Origin of the sequence: Streptomyces sp. NBC_01288 (assembly GCF_035982055.1) — a bacterium.
Lineage (GTDB): Bacteria > Actinomycetota > Actinomycetes > Streptomycetales > Streptomycetaceae > Streptomyces.
On record NZ_CP108427.1, the window covers coordinates 1,368,977 to 1,390,787 of the forward strand.

Annotated in this window: 24 protein-coding genes; 5 read left to right on the forward strand and 19 right to left on the reverse strand. The window is 71.0% G+C overall.

The window, feature by feature from the left end:
* Positions 1 to 141: 141 nt before the first annotated feature.
* The 9 genes from OG194_RS06080 to OG194_RS06120 all read right to left on the reverse strand — a co-directional run bounded on the left by OG194_RS06080 (position 142) and on the right by OG194_RS06120 (position 8,437).
* Complete coding sequence (locus OG194_RS06080; protein ID WP_327399810.1) at positions 142 to 507, reverse strand: MmcQ/YjbR family DNA-binding protein; 366 nt, start codon at positions 505 to 507, stop codon at positions 142 to 144.
* 30 nt (positions 508 to 537) lie between these two features.
* On the reverse strand, positions 538 to 1,158 hold the full coding sequence (locus OG194_RS06085; protein ID WP_327399811.1) for a GNAT family N-acetyltransferase: 621 nt from the start codon (positions 1,156 to 1,158) through the stop codon (positions 538 to 540).
* Entirely contained in the window at positions 1,158 to 1,745 is a 588-nt protein-coding gene (locus OG194_RS06090) for a helix-turn-helix domain-containing protein (RefSeq protein WP_327399812.1), read from the reverse strand. Before OG194_RS06090 ends, OG194_RS06085 begins: the two co-directional genes overlap by 1 nt.
* 35 nt (positions 1,746 to 1,780) lie before the next feature.
* A complete protein-coding gene (locus OG194_RS06095) occupies positions 1,781 to 2,683 on the reverse strand; it encodes a LysR family transcriptional regulator (protein WP_327399813.1) in 903 nt (300 codons plus the stop codon).
* 1,078 nt (positions 2,684 to 3,761) lie between these two features.
* Positions 3,762 to 4,955 (reverse strand): glycine C-acetyltransferase, encoded by a 1,194-nt coding sequence (locus OG194_RS06100; RefSeq protein WP_327399814.1) that lies wholly within the window; start codon positions 4,953 to 4,955, stop codon positions 3,762 to 3,764.
* Positions 4,956 to 5,049: 94 nt separating this feature from the next.
* A complete protein-coding gene (gene tdh / locus OG194_RS06105; RefSeq protein ID WP_327399815.1) occupies positions 5,050 to 6,078 on the reverse strand; it encodes an L-threonine 3-dehydrogenase in 1,029 nt (342 codons plus the stop codon).
* A 153-nt stretch (positions 6,079 to 6,231) separates the two neighbouring features.
* Positions 6,232 to 6,600: a YybH family protein gene (locus OG194_RS06110; RefSeq protein WP_327399816.1), complete on the reverse strand. Its 369-nt coding sequence runs from the start codon at positions 6,598 to 6,600 to the stop codon at positions 6,232 to 6,234.
* A gap of 28 nt (positions 6,601 to 6,628) precedes the next feature.
* The gene (locus tag OG194_RS06115; RefSeq protein ID WP_327399817.1) at positions 6,629 to 7,342 is read right to left on the reverse strand and encodes an SDR family NAD(P)-dependent oxidoreductase; all 714 of its coding nucleotides are present in this window, start codon (positions 7,340 to 7,342) and stop codon (positions 6,629 to 6,631) included.
* A gap of 174 nt (positions 7,343 to 7,516) precedes the next feature.
* Positions 7,517 to 8,437, reverse strand: coding sequence for a LysR family transcriptional regulator (locus OG194_RS06120; protein WP_327399818.1), 921 nt, complete (start codon positions 8,435 to 8,437; stop codon positions 7,517 to 7,519).
* A 141-nt stretch (positions 8,438 to 8,578) separates the two neighbouring features.
* On the opposite strand from OG194_RS06120, the gene OG194_RS06125 reads away from it, so the two are divergent.
* Positions 8,579 to 8,872 carry a muconolactone Delta-isomerase family protein gene (locus tag OG194_RS06125; RefSeq protein WP_327406990.1) on the forward strand — a complete coding sequence of 98 codons (294 nt, stop codon included), beginning with the start codon at positions 8,579 to 8,581 and terminating at the stop codon, positions 8,870 to 8,872.
* A 40-nt stretch (positions 8,873 to 8,912) separates the two neighbouring features.
* A complete protein-coding gene (locus tag OG194_RS06130) occupies positions 8,913 to 10,139 on the forward strand; it encodes a YbfB/YjiJ family MFS transporter (RefSeq protein ID WP_327399819.1) in 1,227 nt (408 codons plus the stop codon).
* Here OG194_RS06130 and OG194_RS06135 read toward each other — a convergent pair whose 3' ends face one another.
* The 7 genes from OG194_RS06135 to OG194_RS06165 form a co-directional block, all read right to left on the reverse strand.
* Positions 10,140 to 10,748 carry a TetR/AcrR family transcriptional regulator gene (locus OG194_RS06135; protein ID WP_327399820.1) on the reverse strand — a complete coding sequence of 203 codons (609 nt, stop codon included), beginning with the start codon at positions 10,746 to 10,748 and terminating at the stop codon, positions 10,140 to 10,142. It lies immediately after the preceding gene.
* 23 nt (positions 10,749 to 10,771) lie between these two features.
* Positions 10,772 to 11,362 carry a GAF domain-containing protein gene (locus OG194_RS06140; RefSeq protein ID WP_327399821.1) on the reverse strand — a complete coding sequence of 197 codons (591 nt, stop codon included), beginning with the start codon at positions 11,360 to 11,362 and terminating at the stop codon, positions 10,772 to 10,774.
* Positions 11,363 to 11,422: 60 nt separating this feature from the next.
* Complete coding sequence (locus OG194_RS06145; RefSeq protein ID WP_033281764.1) at positions 11,423 to 12,040, reverse strand: GTP-binding protein; 618 nt, start codon at positions 12,038 to 12,040, stop codon at positions 11,423 to 11,425.
* Complete coding sequence (locus tag OG194_RS06150; RefSeq protein WP_327406991.1) at positions 12,018 to 12,389, reverse strand: DUF742 domain-containing protein; 372 nt, start codon at positions 12,387 to 12,389, stop codon at positions 12,018 to 12,020. Before OG194_RS06150 ends, OG194_RS06145 begins: the two co-directional genes overlap by 23 nt.
* A gap of 2 nt (positions 12,390 to 12,391) precedes the next feature.
* On the reverse strand, positions 12,392 to 12,826 hold the full coding sequence (locus OG194_RS06155; protein ID WP_327399822.1) for a roadblock/LC7 domain-containing protein: 435 nt from the start codon (positions 12,824 to 12,826) through the stop codon (positions 12,392 to 12,394).
* 77 nt (positions 12,827 to 12,903) lie between these two features.
* On the reverse strand, positions 12,904 to 15,111 hold the full coding sequence (locus tag OG194_RS06160; RefSeq protein WP_327399823.1) for a sensor histidine kinase: 2,208 nt from the start codon (positions 15,109 to 15,111) through the stop codon (positions 12,904 to 12,906).
* Between the two features lie 448 nt (positions 15,112 to 15,559).
* The gene (locus tag OG194_RS06165; protein ID WP_327399824.1) at positions 15,560 to 15,940 is read right to left on the reverse strand and encodes a winged helix-turn-helix transcriptional regulator; all 381 of its coding nucleotides are present in this window, start codon (positions 15,938 to 15,940) and stop codon (positions 15,560 to 15,562) included.
* A gap of 99 nt (positions 15,941 to 16,039) precedes the next feature.
* Here OG194_RS06165 and OG194_RS06170 point away from each other — a divergent pair, with 99 nt between their 5' ends.
* Complete coding sequence (locus tag OG194_RS06170) at positions 16,040 to 16,447, forward strand: RidA family protein (RefSeq protein ID WP_327399825.1); 408 nt, start codon at positions 16,040 to 16,042, stop codon at positions 16,445 to 16,447.
* A gap of 33 nt (positions 16,448 to 16,480) precedes the next feature.
* Here OG194_RS06170 and OG194_RS06175 read toward each other — a convergent pair whose 3' ends face one another.
* Positions 16,481 to 17,683: an MBL fold metallo-hydrolase gene (locus tag OG194_RS06175; protein ID WP_327399826.1), complete on the reverse strand. Its 1,203-nt coding sequence runs from the start codon at positions 17,681 to 17,683 to the stop codon at positions 16,481 to 16,483.
* 281 nt (positions 17,684 to 17,964) lie between these two features.
* Between OG194_RS06175 and OG194_RS06180 the strand changes: the two genes are divergently transcribed.
* Both OG194_RS06180 and OG194_RS06185 read left to right on the forward strand, forming a co-directional pair.
* Entirely contained in the window at positions 17,965 to 19,143 is a 1,179-nt protein-coding gene (locus OG194_RS06180) for a glutamate dehydrogenase (RefSeq protein ID WP_327399827.1), read from the forward strand.
* A 44-nt stretch (positions 19,144 to 19,187) separates the two neighbouring features.
* Positions 19,188 to 19,802, forward strand: a complete 615-nt coding sequence (locus OG194_RS06185) for a TetR/AcrR family transcriptional regulator (RefSeq protein WP_327399828.1) — start codon at positions 19,188 to 19,190, stop codon at positions 19,800 to 19,802.
* A gap of 87 nt (positions 19,803 to 19,889) precedes the next feature.
* Here the strand turns inward: OG194_RS06185 and OG194_RS06190 are convergent, their stop codons facing one another.
* Positions 19,890 to 20,675, reverse strand: coding sequence for an SGNH/GDSL hydrolase family protein (locus OG194_RS06190; RefSeq protein ID WP_327406992.1), 786 nt, complete (start codon positions 20,673 to 20,675; stop codon positions 19,890 to 19,892).
* A 188-nt stretch (positions 20,676 to 20,863) separates the two neighbouring features.
* Positions 20,864 to 21,811, reverse strand: a complete 948-nt coding sequence (locus OG194_RS06195) for a M23 family metallopeptidase (RefSeq protein WP_327399829.1) — start codon at positions 21,809 to 21,811, stop codon at positions 20,864 to 20,866.

Consider the following 21,811-nt stretch of genomic DNA (forward strand, 5'->3'; position numbering starts at 1 on the left):
ACCGCCGCCCCCGAAGCGCCCTGCCGGTGCTCATGACATCCCGCTCAACATCGTTGCCGTGGGAGCCGGATCCCCCTCCGTCCCGGCTCCCACTCCGCTTTCGGATGATGCCACGCGGCACTGACAACGCCCGAGGGAATTTCAGTCGCCGGACCCGGACGGGAGGCCCAACTCGGGGTAGGCGTCCAGGAGTCGGGGCGGGGCCGCCTGGCGCCAGGAGTCGGCGAGGACGTCACGGAGTTCGTCCTCGCCGTCCAGCGCGGAGAGGCGGGCCCGGACCCAGGCGAAGCCCGCCTCGTGGTCGGCGACCCAGAACTTCGCCGGTTCGGCCAGGACCAGTTCGTCGCGCTCCTCCTTGGGGCAGCGCACCGCGATGGAGGTCTCCTCCTCGGGCACGGTGACGAACATCTTTCCGGCGACCCTGAAGGTGGGCATGTTCCAGGCGATCTTCTCCGTCGTGTCCGGGAGGGAGAGGGCGATACGGCGTACGTCTTCGGCATCCGGCATGACTCGCAAGATAGCGGCTGCCACTGACAATCACCTGGTGAGAGTGCCCGCCCCCAAGTCCGCCTCGGCGCCCGCCTCCCCATCCGCCCCGACGCGCGCCGCCCTCCCCTCCCCCACGCGTTTGTAGTAGAGCGTCGTCGGCCGCAGCACCCCGGCGGGGCTCGCCGCGTAGTCCGGGATCACGCCGGCCCGGGTCCAACCGGCCGAGCGGTACAGGTGCTCGGCGGGGCTGTCGGTCTCGGTGTCGAGGTGGAGGAGGGTGATGCCGGCGGCGACGGCCGCGTCCTCGGCGACGGTCAGAAGCCGACGACCGAGCCCAGATCCCCTGGCCTCCCTGTGCACCATCAGCTTGACCAACTCGGCGCGGTGGCGACTGTTGGGCTTGCCGGGGAAGGCCAGGCTCACCGTGCCGACGACCCGGTCGCCGCTCAGTGCCACCCACACGGCGAGTTGCCCGGCGGCGACACCGTCGGCACGCTCGCGCCACCAGTCGACGGCCGCCGCCCGGCCGAGCGGCGCGAGGAACCCGATCGAGGCGCCGTCGTCCACGGTGTCGGTGAGCAGGTCCGCCAACTCATCGACGGCGGCGAGCAGTTGAGACGCGTCCAGAACCCGCACCGTCACCTTCACCCTCGCTTTTGCCTTCGCCATCACGGCAACACCACCGCCAGTGCGTAGCGCACGTCGTCAGGACCCGCGCACCGGAACCGCGTCGGTCCCCACACCCGCAACCGCAGACAGTCACCGGCGCCGAGGTGGTGTTCGGTGTCCTGGGCCGTCACGTCGAGGGCGCCCTCCAGGACCCAGATGTGCTGTTCCAGACCGGGCACGGGCGGCCGGTCGTAGGCGAGGTCGGCGCCCGCGCGGAGGCGTCCCTCGACGAGTTCGCCGCGCAGCCCGGTGTGCGGGGGCGACACGGATCGTCGTACGAAACCGGAGGCGCGGTCCTCCCACACAGGTTGCTCGGCGGCGCGGACCAGCAGAGCGGGTTCGGCCTCCACCTCGCTGAGGAGTTGGGACATGGTGCGGCCGTAGACACCGCACAGGCGGTTGAGGAGGGAGGCGGTGGGGCTGATCTCGGCGCGTTCGGCACGGGACAGGGTCGAACGGCTCACCCCGCTGCGTTCCGCCAACTCCCCCAGGGACCAGCCATGTTGGGCGCGCAGCTCGGCGAGCCGAGCGCCGAGTCGAATGTCCACCGGGTCGGTGGTCGTCGCGACCGTTTCCTCGGATCTCATATCCGGGACGCTATCCCGGATATGAGACAGCGAGGTTATGTCCGGGCCACTTCTTCCAGTGCGTCCAGTACCGGGCGGATCAGCGGGTGCTCCTCCGTGCCGCGTCGTACGGCGGCGAAGACCCGGCGCGTCGGGGCGACTCCGTCGACGGGCCGGACGACGACTCCGGTCAGGTCCATGCCGCGGAGCGCCGAGCGGGGGACGAGGGCCACGCCCGCGTCGGCCGAGGCGAGGGCGACGACGGCGCGGAAGTCGTCGGAGGAGTGTTCGAGGCGGGGTTGGAATCCGGCGTTCTCGCAGGCCAGGACGACGACCTCGTGGCAGGGGTTGCCGGGGTAGGGACCGATCCACGAGTCCTTGGCCAACTCGGCGAGGGGAACTTCATCGGCGTCGGCGAGGCGGTGGGTGACCGGGACGACCGCGTCGAACGGCTCGGCGTAGAGCGGGAGATGGGTCAGGCGCGGGTCGTCGGCGGGCGGCGCCCCGCGGTACTCGACGGCGACCGCCACATCCACCTGCCGGTCCAGCACCATCGGCAGACTGGCGTCGCCCTCGGCGTCCTGGACGCGGATGCGGATGCCGGGCGCGAGGCGGGCGAGCCGGGTCACCGCGGGTGCCACGACCTGCGCGATGCCGGTCGCGAACGCGGCGACGGTGACCGTGCCGGCCGCGCCCGAGCTGTACGCGGCGAGCTCCGCCTCGGCCCGTTCCAACTGGGCCAGGACCACGTTGGTGTGGCTCAGCAGGATCTCACCGGCCGGGGTCAGCCGTACGCCCTTGGCACCACGCTCGACCAGCCGGTGACCGGTCTCCTGCTCCAGCGCGGCGAGCTGCTGCGAGACCGCCGAGGGCGTGAGATACAACGCGGCGGCCGCCGCCGTCACGGTGCGGTGGTCGGCCACCGCACGGAGGATGTGGAGCCGCCGAGCTTCGATCATGGGACCGATTATCGCAATATGTCCGAGGGGTCGGGCGAACGCGGGGCGGTGCTGAGTCCGGGACGGGGGCCCGGGCGAGGTTGAGGGCGGGGGCCATGGCGAGGTTGGGCTCCGAGCTGGATCTCGGGGCCCGGTCCGGTCAGGGCCCAGGCCGGCTGCGGGGCGGGGACCGGACACGCGTCGGGTCAGGGACCGGGGCGGGTGCGGGGCGGGTGCGGAGCGGGGCGGGTGCGGAGCGGGGCGGGTCCGGAGCGGGGCGGGTCCGGAGCGGGGCGGGTCCGGAGCGGGGACCGGTCAGGGTCCGGGTCGGGGACCGGTCGGGGTCCGGGCACGGGTCAGGTCCGGGACGGGTCGGGGTCCGGGTACGGGTCGGGTCAGGGACCGGTCGGGGTTGGGGTGTGGGAGCGGGTTGGGGACCGGGGGCGGGGTGAGCCCGAGTCGATCGGACCAGCCCTCCACTCAGCACACCGGCTCCGCCCTCAGCCTCAGCCGCTCAACCATCCAACTCCGCTCGCCGGCTCAGCCGCTCGCGTCCACTCTCCGCCTCAATCCCCCAGCCTCGCCTTCCAGCCCCGCCTTCGGCCCCCACTCTCCAACCCCGCCTTCCGCCCCTGGCTCCCAACTCCGTTCCCGGCCTCAGCTCTCAGTCACGCGCCTCCGTCACGACCTTCCGTCACGACCTTCCACCTCAGCTCGCCAGCTCCACGCTCAACCCCAACCTCCAGCTCCACCTCGCAGCCTCTCCGCTCCACCCCGGCCTGAGCACTTCGTCACGGCCCTCCACCTCAGCCCGCCAGCTCCACCCTCAACCCCAACCCCCGCCCCACAGCCCATCCGCTCCACCCCAGCCTCGGCCCCCAGCTTCCGCTCGCCGACTCCACGCTCCGACCTGAGCCCAGCTCCGCCCACAGCCCTGGCCCCCTTCTCACAGCCCCCTCGCAACCCTTCGGCTCCGCCCCCGGCCTCCACCGTCCAACCCACCCCGGACTCAGCCCTCCGCCACTGCCCTCCACCTCAACCCGCGAACCCCGCCCCGCCTTCAACCTCACCCCCCCGCCGCCGCCTCCGCCTCCGCCCCTCACCCCTCCAGCTCACCCCGCGCAGCGACAAACGCATCCACCGCCCGATTGACATCCCCCACAGAATGCGCGGCCGACAACTGCACCCGAATCCGCGCCTGCCCCTGCGGCACCACCGGATACGAGAAGCCGATGACATACACCCCCCGCTCCAGCAGCAGTTCCGCCATCCGCCCCGCCACCGTCGCGTCGCCGATCATCACGGGTGCGATCGCATGGTCACCGGCGAGGATGTCGAAGCCCTCCTCGGTCATCCTCCGGCGGAACAGCGCTGTGTTCTCGGCGAGTTGGACGCGCAGGTCGTCCGCCGACTCCAGCAGGTCGAGCACCTTCAGGGAAGCCGCCGCGATCACCGGGGCCAGGGTGTTCGAGAAGAGGTACGGCCGGGAGCGCTGGCGGAGCAGGGCGACGATCTCGGCGCGGGCGGCGACGTAGCCGCCGGAGGCGCCGCCCAGGGCCTTGCCGAGGGTGCCGGTGAGGATGTCGACACGGTCCATGACACCGTGCAGTTCGGGGGTGCCCCGGCCGCCGGGGCCGACGAAGCCGACGGCGTGGGAGTCGTCGACCATGACCATCGCGTCGTAGCGGTCGGCGAGGTCGCAGATCTCGTGGAGGGGTGCGACGTAACCGTCCATGGAGAAGACGCCGTCGGTGACGATCAGCTTCCTGCGCGCACCCGACGCCTCCTTCAACTGCCGTTCCAGATCGGCCATGTCGCGGTTGGCGTAGCGCAGGCGGCGGGCCTTGGAGAGGCGGATGCCGTCGATGATCGAGGCGTGGTTGAGGGCGTCGGAGATGACCGCGTCCTCCGGGCCCAACAGGGTTTCGAAGACACCGCCGTTGGCGTCGAAGCAGGAGGAGTAGAGGATCGTGTCCTCCTGGCCGAGGAACGCGGACAGCCGGGCCTCAAGTTCCTTGTGGACCTCCTGGGTTCCGCAGATGAAGCGCACGGACGCCATGCCGTAGCCCCAGCGGTCCAGGGCCGCGTGCGCGGCGGCGACGACCTCGGGGTGGTCGGCGAGGCCGAGGTAGTTGTTGGCGCAGAAGTTGAGGACCTCGCCGGGACGGCCGCCCGCGGTGACGTTCACGGTCGCGGACTGTGGTGAGCCGATCACCCGCTCGGGCTTGTGGAGTCCGGCGGCGCGGATCTCGTCGAGGGTGGTGCGGAGGTCGTCGCGCACGGAGTCGAACATGGGGGAAGCTCCTAAAGTTCCTTCACCGAGAGGGAGTTACTCGGTCCGACAGGGAGTTGCTCGGTTCCAAAGGGAGTTACGCGCCCCATGGGAGTTACGTGGTCCAGTCCAGGATGACCTTGCCGCCCTTGCCGCTCGCCGCGTCCGCGAACGCCGCCTCGAAGTCGCGGTGTCCGTACCGGCCGGTGATCACGGGCGCGAGGTCCAGACCGCCCTCCAGCAGGACCGACATCGCGTACCACGTCTCGAACATCTCACGGCCGTAGATACCCTTGATGGTGAGCATCGAGGTGACGATGCGCGACCAGTCGACCGGGAACTCCTCGGAGGGCAGGCCCAGCATGGCGATACGGCCGCCGTGCGTCATGTTGGCGATCATGTCGCGCATGGCCTCGGGACGGCCGGACATCTCCAGGCCGATGTCGAAGCCCTCACGTAGTCCCAACTCCCGCTGGCCGTCGACGATCTGAGCGTCCGTCACGTTCAGGGCGAGGCTCACGCCTATCTTGCGTGCGAGGGCGAGGCGTTCCTCACTCACATCGGTCACTACGACGTTCCGCGCGCCCGCGTGCCGCGCAACTGCCGCCGCCATCAAGCCGATCGGGCCCGCACCGGTGATCAGCACGTCCTCGCCGACGAGCGGGAAGGACAGCGCGGTGTGCACGGCGTTGCCGAACGGGTCGAAGATCGCGGCGACATCGAGGTCGACAGGGACGCGGTGCACCCACACGTTGGCGGCGGGCAGCGCGACGTACTCCGCGAAGGCCCCGTCCCTGCCGACGCCGAGCCCGACCGTGGCGCGGCACAGATGGCGGCGCCCGGCGAGGCAGTTGCGGCACTTGCCGCACACCAAGTGGCCCTCGCCGCTGACCAGTTCACCGACGGCGAGGTCGGCGACGTCCCGGCCGGTCCCGACGACCTCGCCCACGAACTCGTGGCCGAGCACCAGCGGCGTACGGATCGTCTGCTGAGCCCAGCCGTCCCAGTTCCGGATGTGCAGATCGGTGCCGCAGATCCCGGTCCGCAGGACCTTGATCAGTACGTCGCCGGTTCCGACGGCGGGCTCCGGAACGTCCGCGAGCCACAGCCCGGGCTCCGCCTTCTCCTTGACCAGCGCCTTCAACGCAACGGCTCCTGAGGGTGAGGTCCCGGGCGCGGGCACGACGAACGAGCCCGTTCCGGGGGTGGGGTGGATTCTGTTAGCAATCTGCCCCACCGGAGCGCCCGGGTCCATCGAGGTTTTCTTAAGCCGTGTCGCAGCTTTCCTTCACAGCGGTCAGAGCCGCGACACCTGGTAGTGGGCGATGTACCAGCCGTCCGCCAGCCGCTTCACCAGCACGGCGAGCTTGACGTCGACCGGCGCCCGGTCGGTGAACGTGAACTCCGCGTCCAGATAACCGAGTACGAGGTCGTCGGCGTACCGCCGGGTTTCGAGGATCTCGAACTCGGCGGTCATGCCCAGGGGTTGGGAGTCGTAGTACTCGGCGACGCCCTGGCGTCCGACGCTGTAAGGGTGCAGGCCCTGGAAGATCGCGTCCTCGGTGAAGAGCCGGGCCGCCTCGTCCGGTTCATGGGCGTCCACGGCCGCCTTCCAAGAGTTCAGGACACCGCGCAGGACGAGTTCGTCGTCGTTCGTGCTGTTCATCTCCGTCGACCTTTCTCAGCGACCGGCCTCAGTGACCGGCGCTCATACCGCCGTCGACATGCAGGATCTCGCCGGTGACGAAGGGCGCGTTCTCCAAGAACACCACGGCGTCGACGATGTCGCTCACCTCGCCCATCCGGCCGACCGGGTGCAGGCCGGCGAGGCCCGCGTGGGTCTCCTCCGGGTGCATCGGGGTCTTGATGGTGCCCGGCGAGACGGCGTTGGCGCGGATGCCGCGGGTGGCGTACTCGATGGCGAGGGACTTGGTCGCGGACTGCAACCCGCCCTTGGTCAGCGAGGCCAGGGCGGAGGGGACGCGGGCGTCCGCGTTGTCGACCAGGCTGGTGGTGACGTTGACGATGTGGCCGCCGCCCTGGGCGAGCATGTGCCCGATGGCCAGCTGGGTGATCCGGAAGAATCCGGTCATGTTGATGCCGAGCACGGACGCGTAGTCGTCGGCCGTGTAGTCGGTGAACGGCTTGGCGACGAAGACGCCCGCGTTGTTGACCAGCGTGTCGACGCGGCCGAACCGCTCGATCGCGGCGGCGACGACCCGCTCGGCGGTCGCCGGGTCCGCGATGTCGCCCTGGACGGTCAGCACGTCCGCGTCGTCGGCCGGGGCGATGGTGCGCGAGGTGGCGACGACGGCGTAACCGAGCTTGCGGTACGCGTCGACGACGCCGGCTCCGATGCCCTGCGAGGCACCGGTGACGATCGCGACCTTCTGGTTCTGAGTGCTCATGACGACCTTCTCCGAAGTGGTTGCTGAACTGTTTCCGGTCGATCGACGGCTCACTAGCCGACCGGTCGCCTACTGGAGAAAGTAGGTGACCTGGGGAGGCAGAAGCAAAGGTCGGACGGGGTTTTCCCAGGACCGGAATCCTCGTTGCTGGGAGGCCTGGCCTCCCAGTCCACGTCAGCGGTGCGGGTCGCCCTCGGGCAGCCACGCGTCGGGGGCGCGCAGCCCGAGGTCGCCGACGCCGTCGCAGAGCGCGTCCACCGCGGCGAGCACCGCGGTACGCGTCTCGCCCTCGCGCCACACCAGCGACCAGGTCCAGTGGACCGTCGGCCCGACGATCTCCCGGCGCACCAGGTCGGACGGCAGTGAAGTGGTCTGCCCCTTGGGTGAGTTGACGACCGGGCGGCGGCTGCGACGGACGTGGTCGAAGAACGCGGGGCCGGTGATCCCGCCGTCGGAGATGGGCACCGCGCGGGCCCCGGTGTCGTGCGCGAGCTGCTCGGCGTAGACGTTCCACGACGACCAGGAATTGGTGTCGTCGTCGAGGAGGAGGACGGTGTCCCTGGCCTGCACATCACCGGTGTCGGCGCCCGGGGACACCGCGTACAGCCGGTCCGCACCGAGCAGTCGGGCCCGCAGCCCGTGCCGCTTCAGGTCCTCGTCGCGCACCCAGCACACGGCGAGGTCCAGGCTGCCGTCCGCGACCCGGGCGGCCTGCGTGTGCGAGGGCGCGACCCACGCGTCGACGTGCACCTGGGCCACCCCGGCGGTGCGCGAAGTCAGGTCTGTGGGAAGCCAGTTGACGTAACCGAGCCGGACCGCCTCCGAGCCCGCGAGCCGCCCGGCTCGGCGCCCGAGGTCGTCGGCACGCTCCAGCAGGGCACGGGTGTGCGGGAGCAGGGCGGCGCCAGCTGGAGTGAGGGAGACCGAGCGGCGGTCGCGGTCGAAGAGCCGTACGCCGAGGTCGCGTTCGAGGGCCTTGATCTGCTGGGAGAGGGAGGGGCCGGCGATCAGGAGGCGGTCGGCGGCCCGGCCGAAGTTCAGTTCCTCGGCGACGGCGACGAAATACCTGAGTTGGCGCAGCTCCACGCCCGTCATGCTACGCGGGCTGGGAGGCCGGACCTCTCAGCAGGGAGCGAGCCCGTCGTGGCGCCCGGGCCGGTCACGGGCCACGATGAGGGCATGGAATCCCGGCGCCCCGAAGCCCCGCCGGGCGGGCCCGAACGGAGCGAGATCATGCTGCGAGAGTTCCTGGTCGAGATCACGACCACGATCCCCGAGGGCACCCCTCAGGAGGAGGTCGACCGGCGCCGCGCCGCCGAGGCCGTCCGGGCCCGCGAACTGGCCGCGACCGGCCGTCTGGCCCGGCTGTGGCGCCCGGTCGGCGAACTGCGCAGCGTGGGCGTCTGGCGCGCCGCCGACGAGGAGGACCTCCACGCGAAGGTGCTCGGCACCCTGCCCCTGCACGCGTGGATGACCTTCGCCGTCACCCCGCTGGAACCGCACCCGAACGACCCGGGCTATACGGAGTAACTCACCGTAACTCACCCTGACCGCAAGGGATTTCACAGCCATGAGCCGCTACGCCCCGGTCCCCGCACCCCGGGCGGAGGGCCCCCTCCTGTCCCCCTGGCCGCACGTCGTGCGGGTCGCCGCCGCCCTCGCCGCGGGTATGGGCGTCGGCCGCTTCGTGTACACCCCGATCCTCCCGCTGATGCACTCCCAGGCGGGGCTCTCCACCGACGCCGGCGCCCACCTGGCCACCGCCAACTACGTCGGCTACCTCCTCGGCGCTCTCGCCGGCACCCTGCTCCCCGCTCTGGTCCGCTCCCGCGCGGTCCTGCGCGGCTCGTTCGTCGTGCTGATCGGCACGCTGGCCGCGATGCCCGCCACCCACGACACCACGGTATGGATCGCGCTGCGCCTGCTGGCGGGGGTGGCGAGCGCGCTGATCTTCGTGGTCGCGGTCAGCTCGCTCCTCGGTCACCTGCGGGACCACCCGCCCCACCTCCCCGGCTGGGGCTTCGGCGGCGTGGGCGCCGGCATCGCGCTCTCCGGCCTGCTGGTCCTCGCCCTGCGCTCCGTCGCGGACTGGCAGGTCGCGTGGTGGTCCTCGGCCGCACTCGCCGCAGCACTCGCGACCGCCGCGTGGAATCTACGGCCCGAGGTCCCGCCGAAACCCTCAACCGGCACCCCTGGTACGACAGTTGACCCATGGTTCGGCGCCCTGTTCGCCGGCTACACCCTGGAGGGCGTCGGCTACATCGTCGCCGGGACCTTCCTGGTCGCCGCGATCGGACAGAGTTCCCCGGGCTGGATCGGCAGCGGCGCGTGGGTGCTCGTCGGACTGGCCGCCGTACCGTCCTCCGCACTCTGGGCACGACTCGGGCGCCGTTGGTCGCGGCCCGGGCTGCTGGGCGTGGCGCTGGTGGTCCAGGCGGTCGGCATCGCCCTGCCCGCGCTGGTCGGCGGGGTCGCGGCGGCCCTGGTCGGCGCGGTGCTGTTCGGCGCCACCTTCATCGGCGTCAGCACGCTCGCGCTGGCGACCGGCGCGGAGTTGCGATTCCCGCGCTCGGTGGCCCTGTTGACCGCCGGCTACTCCGTCGGCCAGATCCTCGGCCCCCTCGTCGTGGCCCCGCTCCTGCACCACGGCTACCGCCCGGCCCTGCTCCTGGCCGCCGGGGTGGTCCTCGCCGCGTCCGTGGCCGCAGCGGTCCTGCGGCTCGGTTTCCCGCGCCGTCGAGCGGCGGCGCCACGACACTCCGCACCCGCCGAGGAGATACGCACCGCCGGTCCCTGATCAGGCGGTACGGGCCCCGAGCAGAGCGAGGCAGTTGGCCCAAAGGGGGCTCAGGCGCCCGGTGTTGTTGTAGAGCTTCGCGAACATCACCTGGCCCTCCAACTGCGCGACGACCGAACGCGCCGCCTCCCGGGAGTCGTCGACGGTGACGTCCCCGCGCTCGCGCGCCTCGTCGATGACCGCGGCGACCATCTCGACCTGGGCGTCGAAGATCTCCTGGAGCCGCGCGCGAACGGCCTCCGTCTGATTGCTCATCTCCAGACTGAGATTGCCGAGCAGACAGCCCAGCACGGTGCCGCAGCCCTGCTGCACGGCGTGCTGCCCGGCCTCGGTCTCCTCGAACAACTGCCGCAGCCGGTCCAGCGGTTGAGCACCGCCGGTCTCCCGGCTCAGGATGCGGGTCCACTCCCGGCGCTGGTCCGCCCAGTGTTCGTCGACGACGGCCAGCGCGAGGGTCTCCTTCGACGCGTAGAAGTAGTAGAAGCTGCCCTTCGGCACTCCGGCCGCCTTGCAGATCTCGGCCACCCCCAGCGCCGAGTAACCGCGCGCCTCGAAGAGCGACCGCCCGGCGGCGAGGATCTTCTCTCCGGCATCACTGGTCCTACCCATGCGACAACTGTACGACCGGTCGGCTAGTGACTGTCCGCCTGTCCGCCGCCGAGCAGTTCGAGGCGGGCCACCAGCTCCGCCGCCGTCGACTTGATCGTCTCCAGACCCGGCTTCCCCCACGGCCGCGGCTCCGTGTCGACGACACACACCGTGCCCAGCACCATCCCCGTGGAGTCGATGAGAGGCGCCCCCAGATAGGAGCGGATGCCGAACTCGTCGACGACCGGGTTGCCCGCGAACCGCGGATAGTCGCAGACGTCCTCCAGCACCAGCGCTTTACGTCGGACCACCACATGGGGGCAGAACCCATAGTCACGCGCCATCTGCCGGCCCACCTCGGGCTTGGCGTGCTCCCCTCCCGAGACGGGTCTGGGCAGGCCCACCCCGCCCGGAGTGTGCAGACCGGCGAAGAACTGCCGGTTCTCGTCGATGAAGTTGACCATGGCGTACGGCGCCCCGGTCAGGTCGGCGAGGTGGTCCGCGAAGGCGTCGAGCGCCGGGTCCGGGTGCGACCCGAGGCCCAGCCCGCGCAGCCTGCGCCGCCGTTGAGGCGCCTCCTTGTCCTCGGGCGTGAGCAGCAGACGACCTGCCGGACGCGGCGGGTCGTAGCTCATGGGCGAACTCCGTCCGTGTGGACGTATGACATAGAGGAACTCCGTGGCGGTGTGCGGGGATCACATGTGGGCACCATGGCTCGGCGCGTGGGCCGGGGCGTGGGCGATGAGATGGCGTACGAGGGTCAGCAGGGTCTGGACGCCGGAACTGGAGATCCGCGCGTCGCAGCGGACGACGGGGATCCCGGGGTCGAGGTCTATGGCGGCACGCACCTCCTCGGGGTCGTAGCGGTAGGAGCCGTCGAACTCGTTGATCGCGACGATGAAGCCGAGGCCGCGCTGTTCGAAGAAGTCGACGGCAGCGAAGCACTCCTCAAGGCGTCGGGTGTCGGCGAGGATGACCGCGCCGAGCGCGCCTTCGGACAGTTCGTCCCACATGAACCAGAACCGCTCCTGTCCGGGCGTACCGAACAGATAGAGCACGTGTTCCGGGTCGAGGGTGATCCGGCCGAAGTCCATCGCCACGGTCGTCTCGACCTTGTTCTCGATGCCTTCGAGATCGTCGGTCGCGGCACTGACGGTGGTGAGCAGTTCCTCCGTGCTGAGCGGCGCGATCTCGCTCACCGCGCCGACGAAGGTCGTCTTGCCGACGCCGAAGCCGCCCGCCACCAGGATCTTCAGTGCGGTGGGGAAGGGGTCGTGGCCACTCTCGTAGTCAGAGCTGTCGTCGTAGTCCATCGAGCACTGCCTCCAGAAGAGACCGGTCAGTGGGGTTGTGGTGGAACTCGGGTGGCTTGGTGGTCAGCGTCCCGCAGTCGACGAGGTCCGACAGCAGCACCTTGGTGACCGCCGCCGGCAGCTTCAGGTGGGCGGCGACCTCGGCGACCGAGACGGGCGCGCGGCACAGGTCGAGCGCCTGCGCGTGCTCGGGTCCGAGGTAGCCGAGGGGGGTGGCGCCGGTGGCCATCACCTGCGACAGGAGGTCGAGTGCGACGGAGGGCCGGGTGCGGCCGTTGCTGACCGTGAAGGGGCGCACCAGACGTCCGGCCGCGTCGTCCAACCAAGGCCCGTCGCCGGCCGTCGCCACGCTCAAGGCCTCATCGCAGGTGATTCGACGGCGTGCTGCCGGGGCGCGGTCACGAGGTAGGGGCGGACACTCTTGACCAGCATCGACATCTCGTAGCCGAGGACTGCGGCGTCGGCCTCGCGGCCGGCGAGCACGGCGAGGCAGGTGCCGGAGCCGGCCGTGGTGACGAAGAGCAGCGTCGAGTCGAGTTCGACGACGACCTGCCGGACGTCTCCACCGTCACCGAAGCGGACGCCCGCGCTCCGGCCGAGGGAGTACAGCCCGGAGGCCAGGGCGGCCATGTGGTCGGCGCTGTCGGGGTCGAGCCCGTGAACCGACTTCACAAGCCCGTCGCAGGAGAGCAGGACCGCGCTGGTGGTGTGCGGTACGCGCTGCACGAGGCCGCTCATCAGCCAGTCGAGATCGGATACATGGCCGGTCGGCGCATCGCTCGCCATGGTGGATCGACTCCTTGGGGTACGAAGGTCTGCGGGAGCGCTGGTGGGGGTGCCCGTGGGGGTGGGGGCGTGCGTGGTCATCCGGCTGATGCGCTCCCGTCGTGCCGGGCGGCGAGGTCGTGGTCATGGCCGAGCACCTGCGCGTGCGCTTCGGTTATGGGGGACGCGTCCATGTGGGGGGCGAGGGTGAAACGGTCCGTGCCGGTGTGTGTACCCGGGCCTACGTCCGTCCCGGTGTCCGGTGTCGTGGGCTGAGCCGTGTAGCGGTGGAGTGCGGTGTCCATATAGCCGGAGCCCATGTGTGTTGCTGACATGTGGGATTGCTCGTGCTCCACGGGGGACGGTTCCGGGGCGGACAGGTCCGCGTGGAGCGCGTTCACGTAGAGACCGCCCGTGTGGACTCCGGTCGTGTCGGCCCCGTTCGTGTGCGGGAACTCCGTGTGGTCCGACTCCATGTGCGGTGACGCCACATCGGCCCCGTCCAGCGGCACCTCCCCGTCCACCGCCTCCGCCGCCTCCATGTGCTGCTGCGCCTCCGCGAGGCCGATCCCCCGCTGGAAGGCGGCCATCAGGCCCGGGTCGTGACCGGCGGGGTCTTCGGAGTCGTGACGGGGTGTCGGGCCGTCGCGGAGTTGGGGCGCGATGTGTTCCTGGGCGCGGCGCCGGGGCAGTTGGGGCGGCTTGCCCATGGTGCCGCGTACCGCTCCGCCGCGCGGGACGGGCGCCGCGGTCACGTTCTCGGCCACGGTCCCCCGCTCGTCGGGACGGATACCGGGCACCGCTTCCAAGGGGTTGGCCCGCTCCGCGTGGGCGCCGCGCACGGGCAGCGGCACCGGTCCGGTGCCGTTCGGCCCCGCCGCGGCGGACGGTACGGAGTCCCGTCGTTGGTGCCGCCCCGGTGCCCCTGCCCCGCGCTGGTGCCGCCCCGGCGCGCCGGGAGCACCGGCCGGCGCCGACACGCCCTGCCCGACGGCGAGTTGACCGCCCTCGGTCCCACCCGGCACCTGCTGCGGCGGGACGAGCGGCTGCCCCCCGCCCAGGGTGTCCTGCGGCTGTCCTACGGCCCCGGGGGCGCCCGGTGCCGTACCCAACAGAGCTTGTGGCACCACGAGTACGGCCTGCACCCCGCCGTAGATGTTGGTCTGGAGGCGGACGTGGATGCCGTGGCGGCGGGCGAGTTGGGAGACCACGAACAGGCCGATGCGGCCGTCGGCCAGCAGGCTGGCGACGTTGACCTGGTCGGGGTCGGTGAGCAGGGCGTTCATCCGGCTCTGTTCGCCGGCGGGCATGCCGAGTCCGCGGTCCTCGACCTCGACGGCGAGGCCCGAGGTCACGAGGTTGACGCGGAGCAGTACTTGGGTGTGCGGGGCGGAGAACACCGTGGCGTTCTCGACGAGTTCGGCCAGCAGGTGGATCACGTCGGCGACGGCGTGGCCGCGCAGGGTGCCGTCGATCGGCGGCACGAGTTTGACGCGGGAGTACTGCTCGACCTCGGCGATCGCGGAGCGCAGCACCTCGGTCATGGAGACCGGGTTGCTCCACTGCCGGCGGGAGACGGCGCCGCCGAGGACGGCGAGGTTCTCGGCGTGGCGGCGGATGCGGGTGGCGAGGTGGTCGACGTGGAAGAGGCCCTTGAGCAGGTCGGGGTCCTCGATCTCGTTCTCCAGCTCGTCGAGGATGGAGATCTCGCGGTGCACGAGGGACTGGAGGCGCCGGGCGAGGTTGACGAAGACCTCGACCTTCTGTTCGCTGCCCGCCTGGCTGGAGAGCTGTGCGGCCGCGACGACGGCGGTGACGGCGCCGTCGTGCGCGTGTGCCAGGTCGGCGGCGAGGAGGTCGAAGTCGTCGGCGTCCCCGGGGGGCCTGCCGCGCGGCTTGCGCTGGGGCGGGCCCTCGCCGCGGCGCAGCGCCTCGACCAGGTCACGCAGTTCGGCCTCGCCGCGCGCGCTGCTGCGCCGCAGGGCGCCGATGCGGTCGCTGACGGAACCGGCGGCGCGGCCCGCGGCGACAGCGGCGATCAGGATGCCCGCGACCGTCACCGACGTGGCTCCGGTGAGGACGACCCAGAGGGTGAGGCTGGTCCGCGCTCCGGTGGAGCGGACGGTGAACAGGACGGCCGCGCTCGCGCTCAGCGCGACCGCGATGGGCGGCAGCACGGCGAGGCGCAGGAGTTGGGGGCGTATGTGCGTCTCGGGCAGTGCGGGCACGGGGCGGGCGGCCGGTCGCCCGTGCCGGCCGCCCTCACGGCGGTCTGCGCGGGCGGCCGGTGCACGGAGTTGAGACATCGGCGTCCTCGTACTGGTGCGTCGGACCGGTTGGTTCGCGCGGGGTGCGCGATTCGGGCATACGCCATCGCGGTGCCGGTCGAGAGAGCCGAAGAATTCGGCCCCACGTCGCCCGACGGACACTCACAGTAGTCGCCAACGCATCAGGTGCGGTGGGCAGTTGACAAACTCCCACGGGGAGCGTCCCGCTCTGGTATGAGGTCTCGTACGACAGACCGATAACCCCCTCGACCACACGCCAAAGAAGGACAAAGAATCGATCGTGCCTGATCGGAACCGGTCACGAACGGGCTTTGGGGCCCGAGGAGTTCACCGCCACCCCGCCCCCGACGCTCGCTCCCCCCTCACCCAGCGGCGGACCGCGGAGGAGTTTCCCGGGATCTCGGTCGCCCTCGATCGCACCCCGGAACATGACAGAAAGTGACCACGGCGGAGGCGTACGAGCGCGTCAGGCGTCGAAGCGGCGGCGGGCGGCCTCGATGTGACCGAGGTATCGGTGGGTCCAGCCGCACATGGCGTCGACGGTCGCCCGGAGCCCCTGGCCCGACTCGGTGAGGGTGTATTCCACGCGCGGCGGCACGGTGGGGTGCACGTCACGCTCCACCAGACCGTTGCGCTCCAGCATGCGCAAGTTCTGAGTGAGCATCTTGTGGCTGATGCCCTCGATCGCGTTCCGCAGCTCACTGAAGCGCAGGGTGCCTTCGCCGAGGGCCTCGATGATCAGGAACGCCCACTTGTTGGCGACGTCGGAGAAGATCTCCCGCGCCAACGAGTCCGCACGCCTCAGGTCCGCGTCCTCGGGCGAGTCGCTGAACTGCTTGGTCACCATAAGGTTCCTCAGTCACCGAAAAGTGCGTTCTTCCAGGTCAGCGGCAACTCTCCTACGGTTCCCGAGTAACCACAAGTGACCGAGAACGAGGTGGGCAGCATGGCCGTCACTCTGATGAACCCCAGCGGATTGCCGCGGATCCCGGTGTACCGGCAGGTGTCGATCGCGACCGGGGCGAAGCTGGTCTTCGTCGCCGGCCAGGTCGCCTGGGACGCCGAGGGGGTCACGGTCGGCGAAGGCGACCTCGCGGCCCAGGTCGAGCGGAGCTATCTCAATGTCGGCACCGCGCTGGCGGCGGTCGGCGCGTCCTTCGACGACGTGGTGAAGCTGACCGTCTACGTCATCGACTGGACCCCGGACAAGATGCCCTTGTTCCTGGAGGGGGTCGCCCGGGCCACCGCGAAGCTGGGAACCACGCCGATGGCGCCGGGCACGCTGATCGGCGTGGCGGCCCTGGACGTGCCGGACCATCTGGTCGAGGTCGAAGCCACCGCGATCATCGACTGAGCAGAGCCGGCAGGTCAGGACTTCTTCGCCCTGTCAGCGTTCGTTCGCGAGGTCCAACTCTGCCGGAGCGGTGGTCGGCTTCGGTTCCGTCTCCACCGGCTTCGGGGTCCGCCACGGGTGGTCGATCGTTCCCCCGAAGGGCCGCCACCACGGGTCCGTCGCCAGGTCGCCGCCCGGTTCGAAGGGCTCGCCCGGCCTCGGTGTGGCCACGGCCTGGCCGGCCGCTTCGCCCTCGTCCGCGGTCCACTCGCCGGGCTCGGCCCACGGGTGCAGCGCCAGATTGAAGGTGCCCCAGTGGATCGGCAGCAGCACCCCGTGCGGCTGCCCGCCCTGGAGGTCGAGGTGGGCGCGCATGCCCTCCTCGGGCGTCATGTGGATGTCGGGCCAGAACTCGCTGTACGCGCCGATCTGGATCATCGTGGCGTCGAACGGGCCGTGCGCGGCGCCGATGTCCTTGAAGCCCTCGAAGTAGCCGGTGTCGCCGCTGTGGTAGATCCGGTGCTCGTCACCGGCGACCACCCAGGAGGCCCAGAGGGTGTGCTGGGTGTTGCGCAGACCGCGGCCGCAGAAGTGCCGGGCCGGGGTGGCGGTCAGGGTGAGGCCGCCGACCTTGGTCTCCTCGTGCCAGTCCAGCTCGCGCAGCCGGTCGGGGGACACTCCCCAGTGCTCCAGGTGGGCGCCGACGCCCAGCGGCACGGCGAAGAGGGTGTCCGTGTCGGCCAGTGCCTTGATCGTGGGCATGTCCAGGTGGTCGTAGTGGTCGTGCGAGATGACCACGACGTCGACCGGGCCGAGCGCGGCGATCGGCAGGGGCACCGGGTGCAGCCGCTTGGGTCCGGCGAACGGGAACGGGGAACAGCGCTCGCCCCAGACCGGGTCGAAGAGGACCCGGTGGCCGTCGATCTCCGCGAGCACGCTGGAGTGCCCCATCCAGGTCAGCCGCAGCCCGGTGGCGGCGGGCCTGGCCAGGTCGGCGAGAGTGGTGGCGTGCACCGGCAGCGTGCCGTCGGGGGCGCGGCGGGCGCGCTGCTCCTTGTCGAGGTAGGACTTGCCCATCCCGCGGATCGTGCCGCCGGACGGGCGGACGTTCGTATTGCCCCCGGGGTTCTGGAACACCCCGTCCTTGAAGTGGGGGGATCTGCGGATGCGCGCCAGGCGCTCGCCGCTCGGCTCCACGCCGAAGGCAGCGGGCTGCAGCGCGCGGAGCCCGGAGCTCAGCGTACGGAATCCGGTCACGATGCCTCCAGGTCGGGTCGGTCAGGCTTTCCATTATGGTCGACCCCTGTGACAACGCCGCCGCATCGGCGTCACCGGGGCCGGTTTCCAAGGAAAGACCAAAGATCCGCGCCGGAGGTCGACGCCGCGGACGGAACCGGACCTTCCGTTGACAGGACGCGGCACCCCTTCCGATACTGACTCGCTGTTCAGTACCTGTCATTCAGCACCGACCGTCCGGTACGCGCTCCCGTGCTCGTCCTGCCTGTACTCGCTGTCGGCCGGCGCCCCGAGGAGCCCGTATGACCGCCCCTTTGATGTCGCTCACCTGGACCGACCACGTCACCGGCCGCCGGGGCTTCCTGGTCGTCGACCGGCTGGTGCGCGGGGTGTCCAGCGGCGGGCTGCGGATGCGGCCGGGCTGCACGCTCGACGAGGTGGCGGGGCTGGCCCGGGGCATGACCATGAAAGAGGCGCTGCACTACGACCCGGAGGGCAGGTACATCCCCCTGGGCGGCGCCAAGGGCGGCATCGACTGCGATCCCCGGGACCCGGTGTCGTACGGCCTCCTCGTGCGCTACCTGCGCGCCATGCGGCCGTACATCGAGAGCTTCTGGACGACGGGTGAGGACCTCGGGCTCAGCCAGGACCTGGTCGACCGGGCCGCCGCGGAGGCGGGGCTCGTGTCGTCGATCCAGGCCGTGTACCCGCTGCTCGACGACGAGGCCGCGGCGCGGCGGCGGCTCGCGGACGCCTTCGCGGTCGAGGTGGACGGCATCGGTCTCGACGAGCTGGTCGGCGGCTGCGGGGTCGCCGAGTCGGTGCTCGCGACGCTGGACCGGGCGGGCGTGCCGTACACGGGGACACGGGTCGCCGTACAGGGGCTGGGCACCATGGGCGGGGCCACGGCACGGTTCCTCACGCGCGCGGGGCTGTCGGTCGTCGCCGTCGCCGACATCAAGGGCACGATCGCGAACCCGGCCGGCCTCGACGTGGACGCGCTGCTCGCGGCCCGGGACACCTACGGCACCGTGGACCGCTTCGCGCTGCGCCCCGGCGACCTCGAACTCCCCGGCGAGGACTGGCTGGCCGTCGACGCGGAGGTGCTGGTTCCGGCGGCGGTGTCGTACGCGATCGACACCACGAACCAGCAAGGGATCACCGCCCGCTGGATCGTCGAGGCGGCCAACATGCCCGTACTGCCCGAGGCGGAGGACCTGCTCTCCGCGCGCGGGGTCACCGTGCTGCCGGACGTGGTCGTGAACTCCGGGACGAACGCCTGGTGGTGGTGGACCCTGTTCGGCGACATCGGCGCCGACGCGGACGAGGCGTTCGCGCACACCCGGCGTTCGATGCGCGCCCTGATCGACCGGATGCTGGCCCGCGCGGACACCGACGGCACGACACCGCGCGCCGCCGCGCACGCCATCGTCGACGACCGGTTGCCGGTCATCGCGGAACGGTTCGGCTGGTACCGGTGACGTACGGGACAGCACCCCTATGGGCAACGGATTAGGGTGACCGCGTGGCGAGAGTGCGGTTGAGCGTGGCGGAACGGCAGGCGGAGTTGCTGCGGGCCGCCGTCGAGCAGATCGAGGCGCGGGGCGTGGCGGCGGTCAGGATCGCCGACGTGGCCTCGGCGCTCGGTGTGAGCAACGCGCTGGTGCTCTATCACTTCTCGACCAAGGAGAAACTGGTCGCCGCCGCGTTCACCTTCGCCGCCGAGGACGACCTCGCGCATCTCCACAAGCTCCTGGGCCGCCGTACGACCGCGCTGCGCCGACTGCGGGCCGCGGTGCGCTGGTACGCGCCGACCGGGCAGGCCAAGGGCTGGCGGCTGTGGATCGAGGGCTGGGCGGCGGCGCTCCGCGAACCCGCCCTCCTGGACGTCACCCGCGATCTCGACCGCCAGTGGAAACAGGCCCTCGCGGAGGTCGTCGCCGAGGGCGTGACCGCGGGCGAGTTCCACTGCCCGGACCCGGCCACCACCGCCCTGCGCCTGACAGCCCTCCTCGACGGGCTCGCCGTACAGATGACCGCCTACGGGGGCACGGTGTCGCGGGCGCGGGCCCTGGAGTGGGTCGACGAGGCACTCGCGCGGGAACTCGGCCTGGAGCGGGCGGCGTTGACCGCTCCCTGAGCCGTTCCCGCAAAAGCCGCCTCTTCGAGGAGACGACTCCGCACATGTCACCCCGTTAACGCGGCAGCCTGTTGCCGTGTCGCCCCGTCAGGCCACCCGCTCGATCCGCATCTTGATGGCGTCCGGCGACAGCGCGCCCTTCGCCTCGACATGGTCCCCGGAGGACTCGCCCCGCAGCCGGCGTCCGATCCACGGCACCAGGTACTCGCGCGCCCAGTGCACGTCGTCGCGCCGGATGTCGAGCGTGCCGCGCGGCGGCAGCGGGGGCCAGGGCTGGTCCGGGTCGGCCGGGACCTCGACGCCGAGGACCTGGCCCGCGCGGAGCGCCACGCGCGTGTGTCCCTCGGGAGAGAGGTGGAGCCGGTCGCCGTCCCAGGCCCGACGGTCCTGGACCGTCTTCAGGGACCAGAGGTCGAGCACCGGGCAGCCGTAGCGGTCGGCGATGGCCCTTACATGTCCGTTGTAGGTGGCGATCTTGCCGCGCAGATGCTTGAGCACGGGCACGCCACGGGTGTCGAAGCCGGTCGTCACCATGACGGTGCCGACGGCGGCGGTGAGGTCGGCGACCGCGCGTTCGAAGCGCTCGGCGACCTCGTCGGGGTCGGTGCCCGGACGGATGATGTCGTTGCCGCCCGCGGCCAGGGAGACCAGGTCGGGCCGGATCTCCTTGGCCCGGGTGAGCTGGTCCTCCACGATCTGGTCGAGCAGTTTCCCGCGCACGGCCAGATTGGTGTACTCGAAGTCGCCCTCGGGCCGCCGGTCCGCGAGCAGTACCGCGAACCGGTCGGCCCAGCCGACCATCGCCCCGTCGGGCCCTGGATCGCCGACGCCCTCGGTGAAGCTGTCCCCCACCGCCACGTACGACCCGATCACTGCTCTGTTGTCACTCTTCGAATCGTTAGCCACGGCAACCATAATTCACCCTGAGGTGTGACCTACGCGATCGTATTTTGGGGTTGACGGGCGGTGAGATAAGCCACTCGTAAAGGGTTGTCCAAAGTCGGAATAACCCTCCGATCAGGGGCGTTGACCCCGGAACTGCTCTGCTCCTGGCTCCGGCGTCAGCCGACGGTGACGCCGTGCGAGCGGAGGTAGGCGACCGGGTCCACGTCCGAGCCGTAGTACGGCGTGGTCCGGATCTCGAAGTGCAGGTGCGGGCCGGTCACGTTGCCGGTCGCGCCGGAGAGACCTATCTGCTGGCCCTCGGTCACGGTCTGGCCGGCCGAGACCGACAGCTGCGACATGTGGGCGTACTGCGAGTACTCGCCGTCCGCGTGCCGGATGACGACCTCGTTGCCGTAGGCGCCGTCGTAGGCCGCCGAGACGACCGTGCCCGCGGCGACCGCCTTGACGGTGGTGCCGGTCGGGACGACGAAGTCGACGCCGGTGTGATAGCCGCTGGACCACATGCTGCCCGCGACGTGATAGCCGGTGCCGATGGTGCCGCCGGTCACGGGGAGGGTGTAGCCGGTGGAGGTGCTGGTGCTCGTGCTGTCGTCGCTCTGCGCGGCCGAGCTGCTCTTCTCCGAGGAAGAGGAGGACGACGAGGACGAGGACGAAGAAGACGTGGTACCGGACGACTTGGACGACGTACCGGTGTCCGTGCCGCTCGTCGCGGCCTTCTTGCCGAGGGTCAGCTTCAGGCCCGGGTGGATCAGCGACGGGTCGCCGCCGATGGCCTCGCGGTTGTCCTGGTAGAGCTTCTTCCAGCCGCCGGTGACGTCCTGCTCCTCGGCGATCTTCGCGAGCCAGTCGCCCGACCGCACCGAATACGTCTTGACGCCCGAGGACTTCGAGACGGTCTTCGCGGCCGCCTTCTCCGTAACCGTCTTCTCGGTCGCCGGAACGGACTGAACCGCCTTTTCCGGAGCGGAAGTCGTGGTCGCGGCATGGGCGCCGGTGGCTCCCATGAGCGGAAGGGCGAGTGCGGCGCCGCCGGTTCCGGCTACGGCCATCGAGCGGGTGAGTCGCTGGGACTTCGGGCGGCGGTGCTTACCCTTCGCGGGCAT

Excerpts from the sequence above, each read along its gene's own strand:
- OG194_RS06080 (WP_327399810.1), bottom strand. The coding sequence starts at position 507 with ATGCCGGATGCCGAAGACGTACGCCGTATCGCCCTCTCCCTCCCGGAC.
- OG194_RS06085 (WP_327399811.1), bottom strand. The coding sequence starts at position 1,158 with ATGGCGAAGGCAAAAGCGAGGGTGAAGGTGACGGTGCGGGTTCTGGAC.
- OG194_RS06090 (WP_327399812.1), bottom strand. The coding sequence starts at position 1,745 with ATGAGATCCGAGGAAACGGTCGCGACGACCACCGACCCGGTGGACATT.
- OG194_RS06095 (WP_327399813.1), bottom strand. The coding sequence starts at position 2,683 with ATGATCGAAGCTCGGCGGCTCCACATCCTCCGTGCGGTGGCCGACCAC.
- OG194_RS06100 (WP_327399814.1), bottom strand. The coding sequence starts at position 4,955 with ATGTTCGACTCCGTGCGCGACGACCTCCGCACCACCCTCGACGAGATC.
- OG194_RS06110 (WP_327399816.1), bottom strand. The coding sequence starts at position 6,600 with ATGAACAGCACGAACGACGACGAACTCGTCCTGCGCGGTGTCCTGAAC.
- OG194_RS06115 (WP_327399817.1), bottom strand. The coding sequence starts at position 7,342 with ATGAGCACTCAGAACCAGAAGGTCGCGATCGTCACCGGTGCCTCGCAG.
- OG194_RS06120 (WP_327399818.1), bottom strand. The coding sequence starts at position 8,437 with ATGACGGGCGTGGAGCTGCGCCAACTCAGGTATTTCGTCGCCGTCGCC.
- OG194_RS06130 (WP_327399819.1), top strand. The coding sequence starts at position 8,913 with ATGAGCCGCTACGCCCCGGTCCCCGCACCCCGGGCGGAGGGCCCCCTC.
- OG194_RS06135 (WP_327399820.1), bottom strand. The coding sequence starts at position 10,748 with ATGGGTAGGACCAGTGATGCCGGAGAGAAGATCCTCGCCGCCGGGCGG.
- OG194_RS06140 (WP_327399821.1), bottom strand. The coding sequence starts at position 11,362 with ATGAGCTACGACCCGCCGCGTCCGGCAGGTCGTCTGCTGCTCACGCCC.
- OG194_RS06145 (WP_033281764.1), bottom strand. The coding sequence starts at position 12,040 with ATGGACTACGACGACAGCTCTGACTACGAGAGTGGCCACGACCCCTTC.
- OG194_RS06155 (WP_327399822.1), bottom strand. The coding sequence starts at position 12,826 with ATGGCGAGCGATGCGCCGACCGGCCATGTATCCGATCTCGACTGGCTG.
- OG194_RS06160 (WP_327399823.1), bottom strand. The coding sequence starts at position 15,111 with ATGTCTCAACTCCGTGCACCGGCCGCCCGCGCAGACCGCCGTGAGGGC.
- OG194_RS06165 (WP_327399824.1), bottom strand. The coding sequence starts at position 15,940 with ATGGTGACCAAGCAGTTCAGCGACTCGCCCGAGGACGCGGACCTGAGG.
- OG194_RS06170 (WP_327399825.1), top strand. The coding sequence starts at position 16,040 with ATGGCCGTCACTCTGATGAACCCCAGCGGATTGCCGCGGATCCCGGTG.
- OG194_RS06180 (WP_327399827.1), top strand. The coding sequence starts at position 17,965 with ATGACCGCCCCTTTGATGTCGCTCACCTGGACCGACCACGTCACCGGC.
- OG194_RS06195 (WP_327399829.1), bottom strand. The coding sequence starts at position 21,811 with ATGCCCGCGAAGGGTAAGCACCGCCGCCCGAAGTCCCAGCGACTCACC.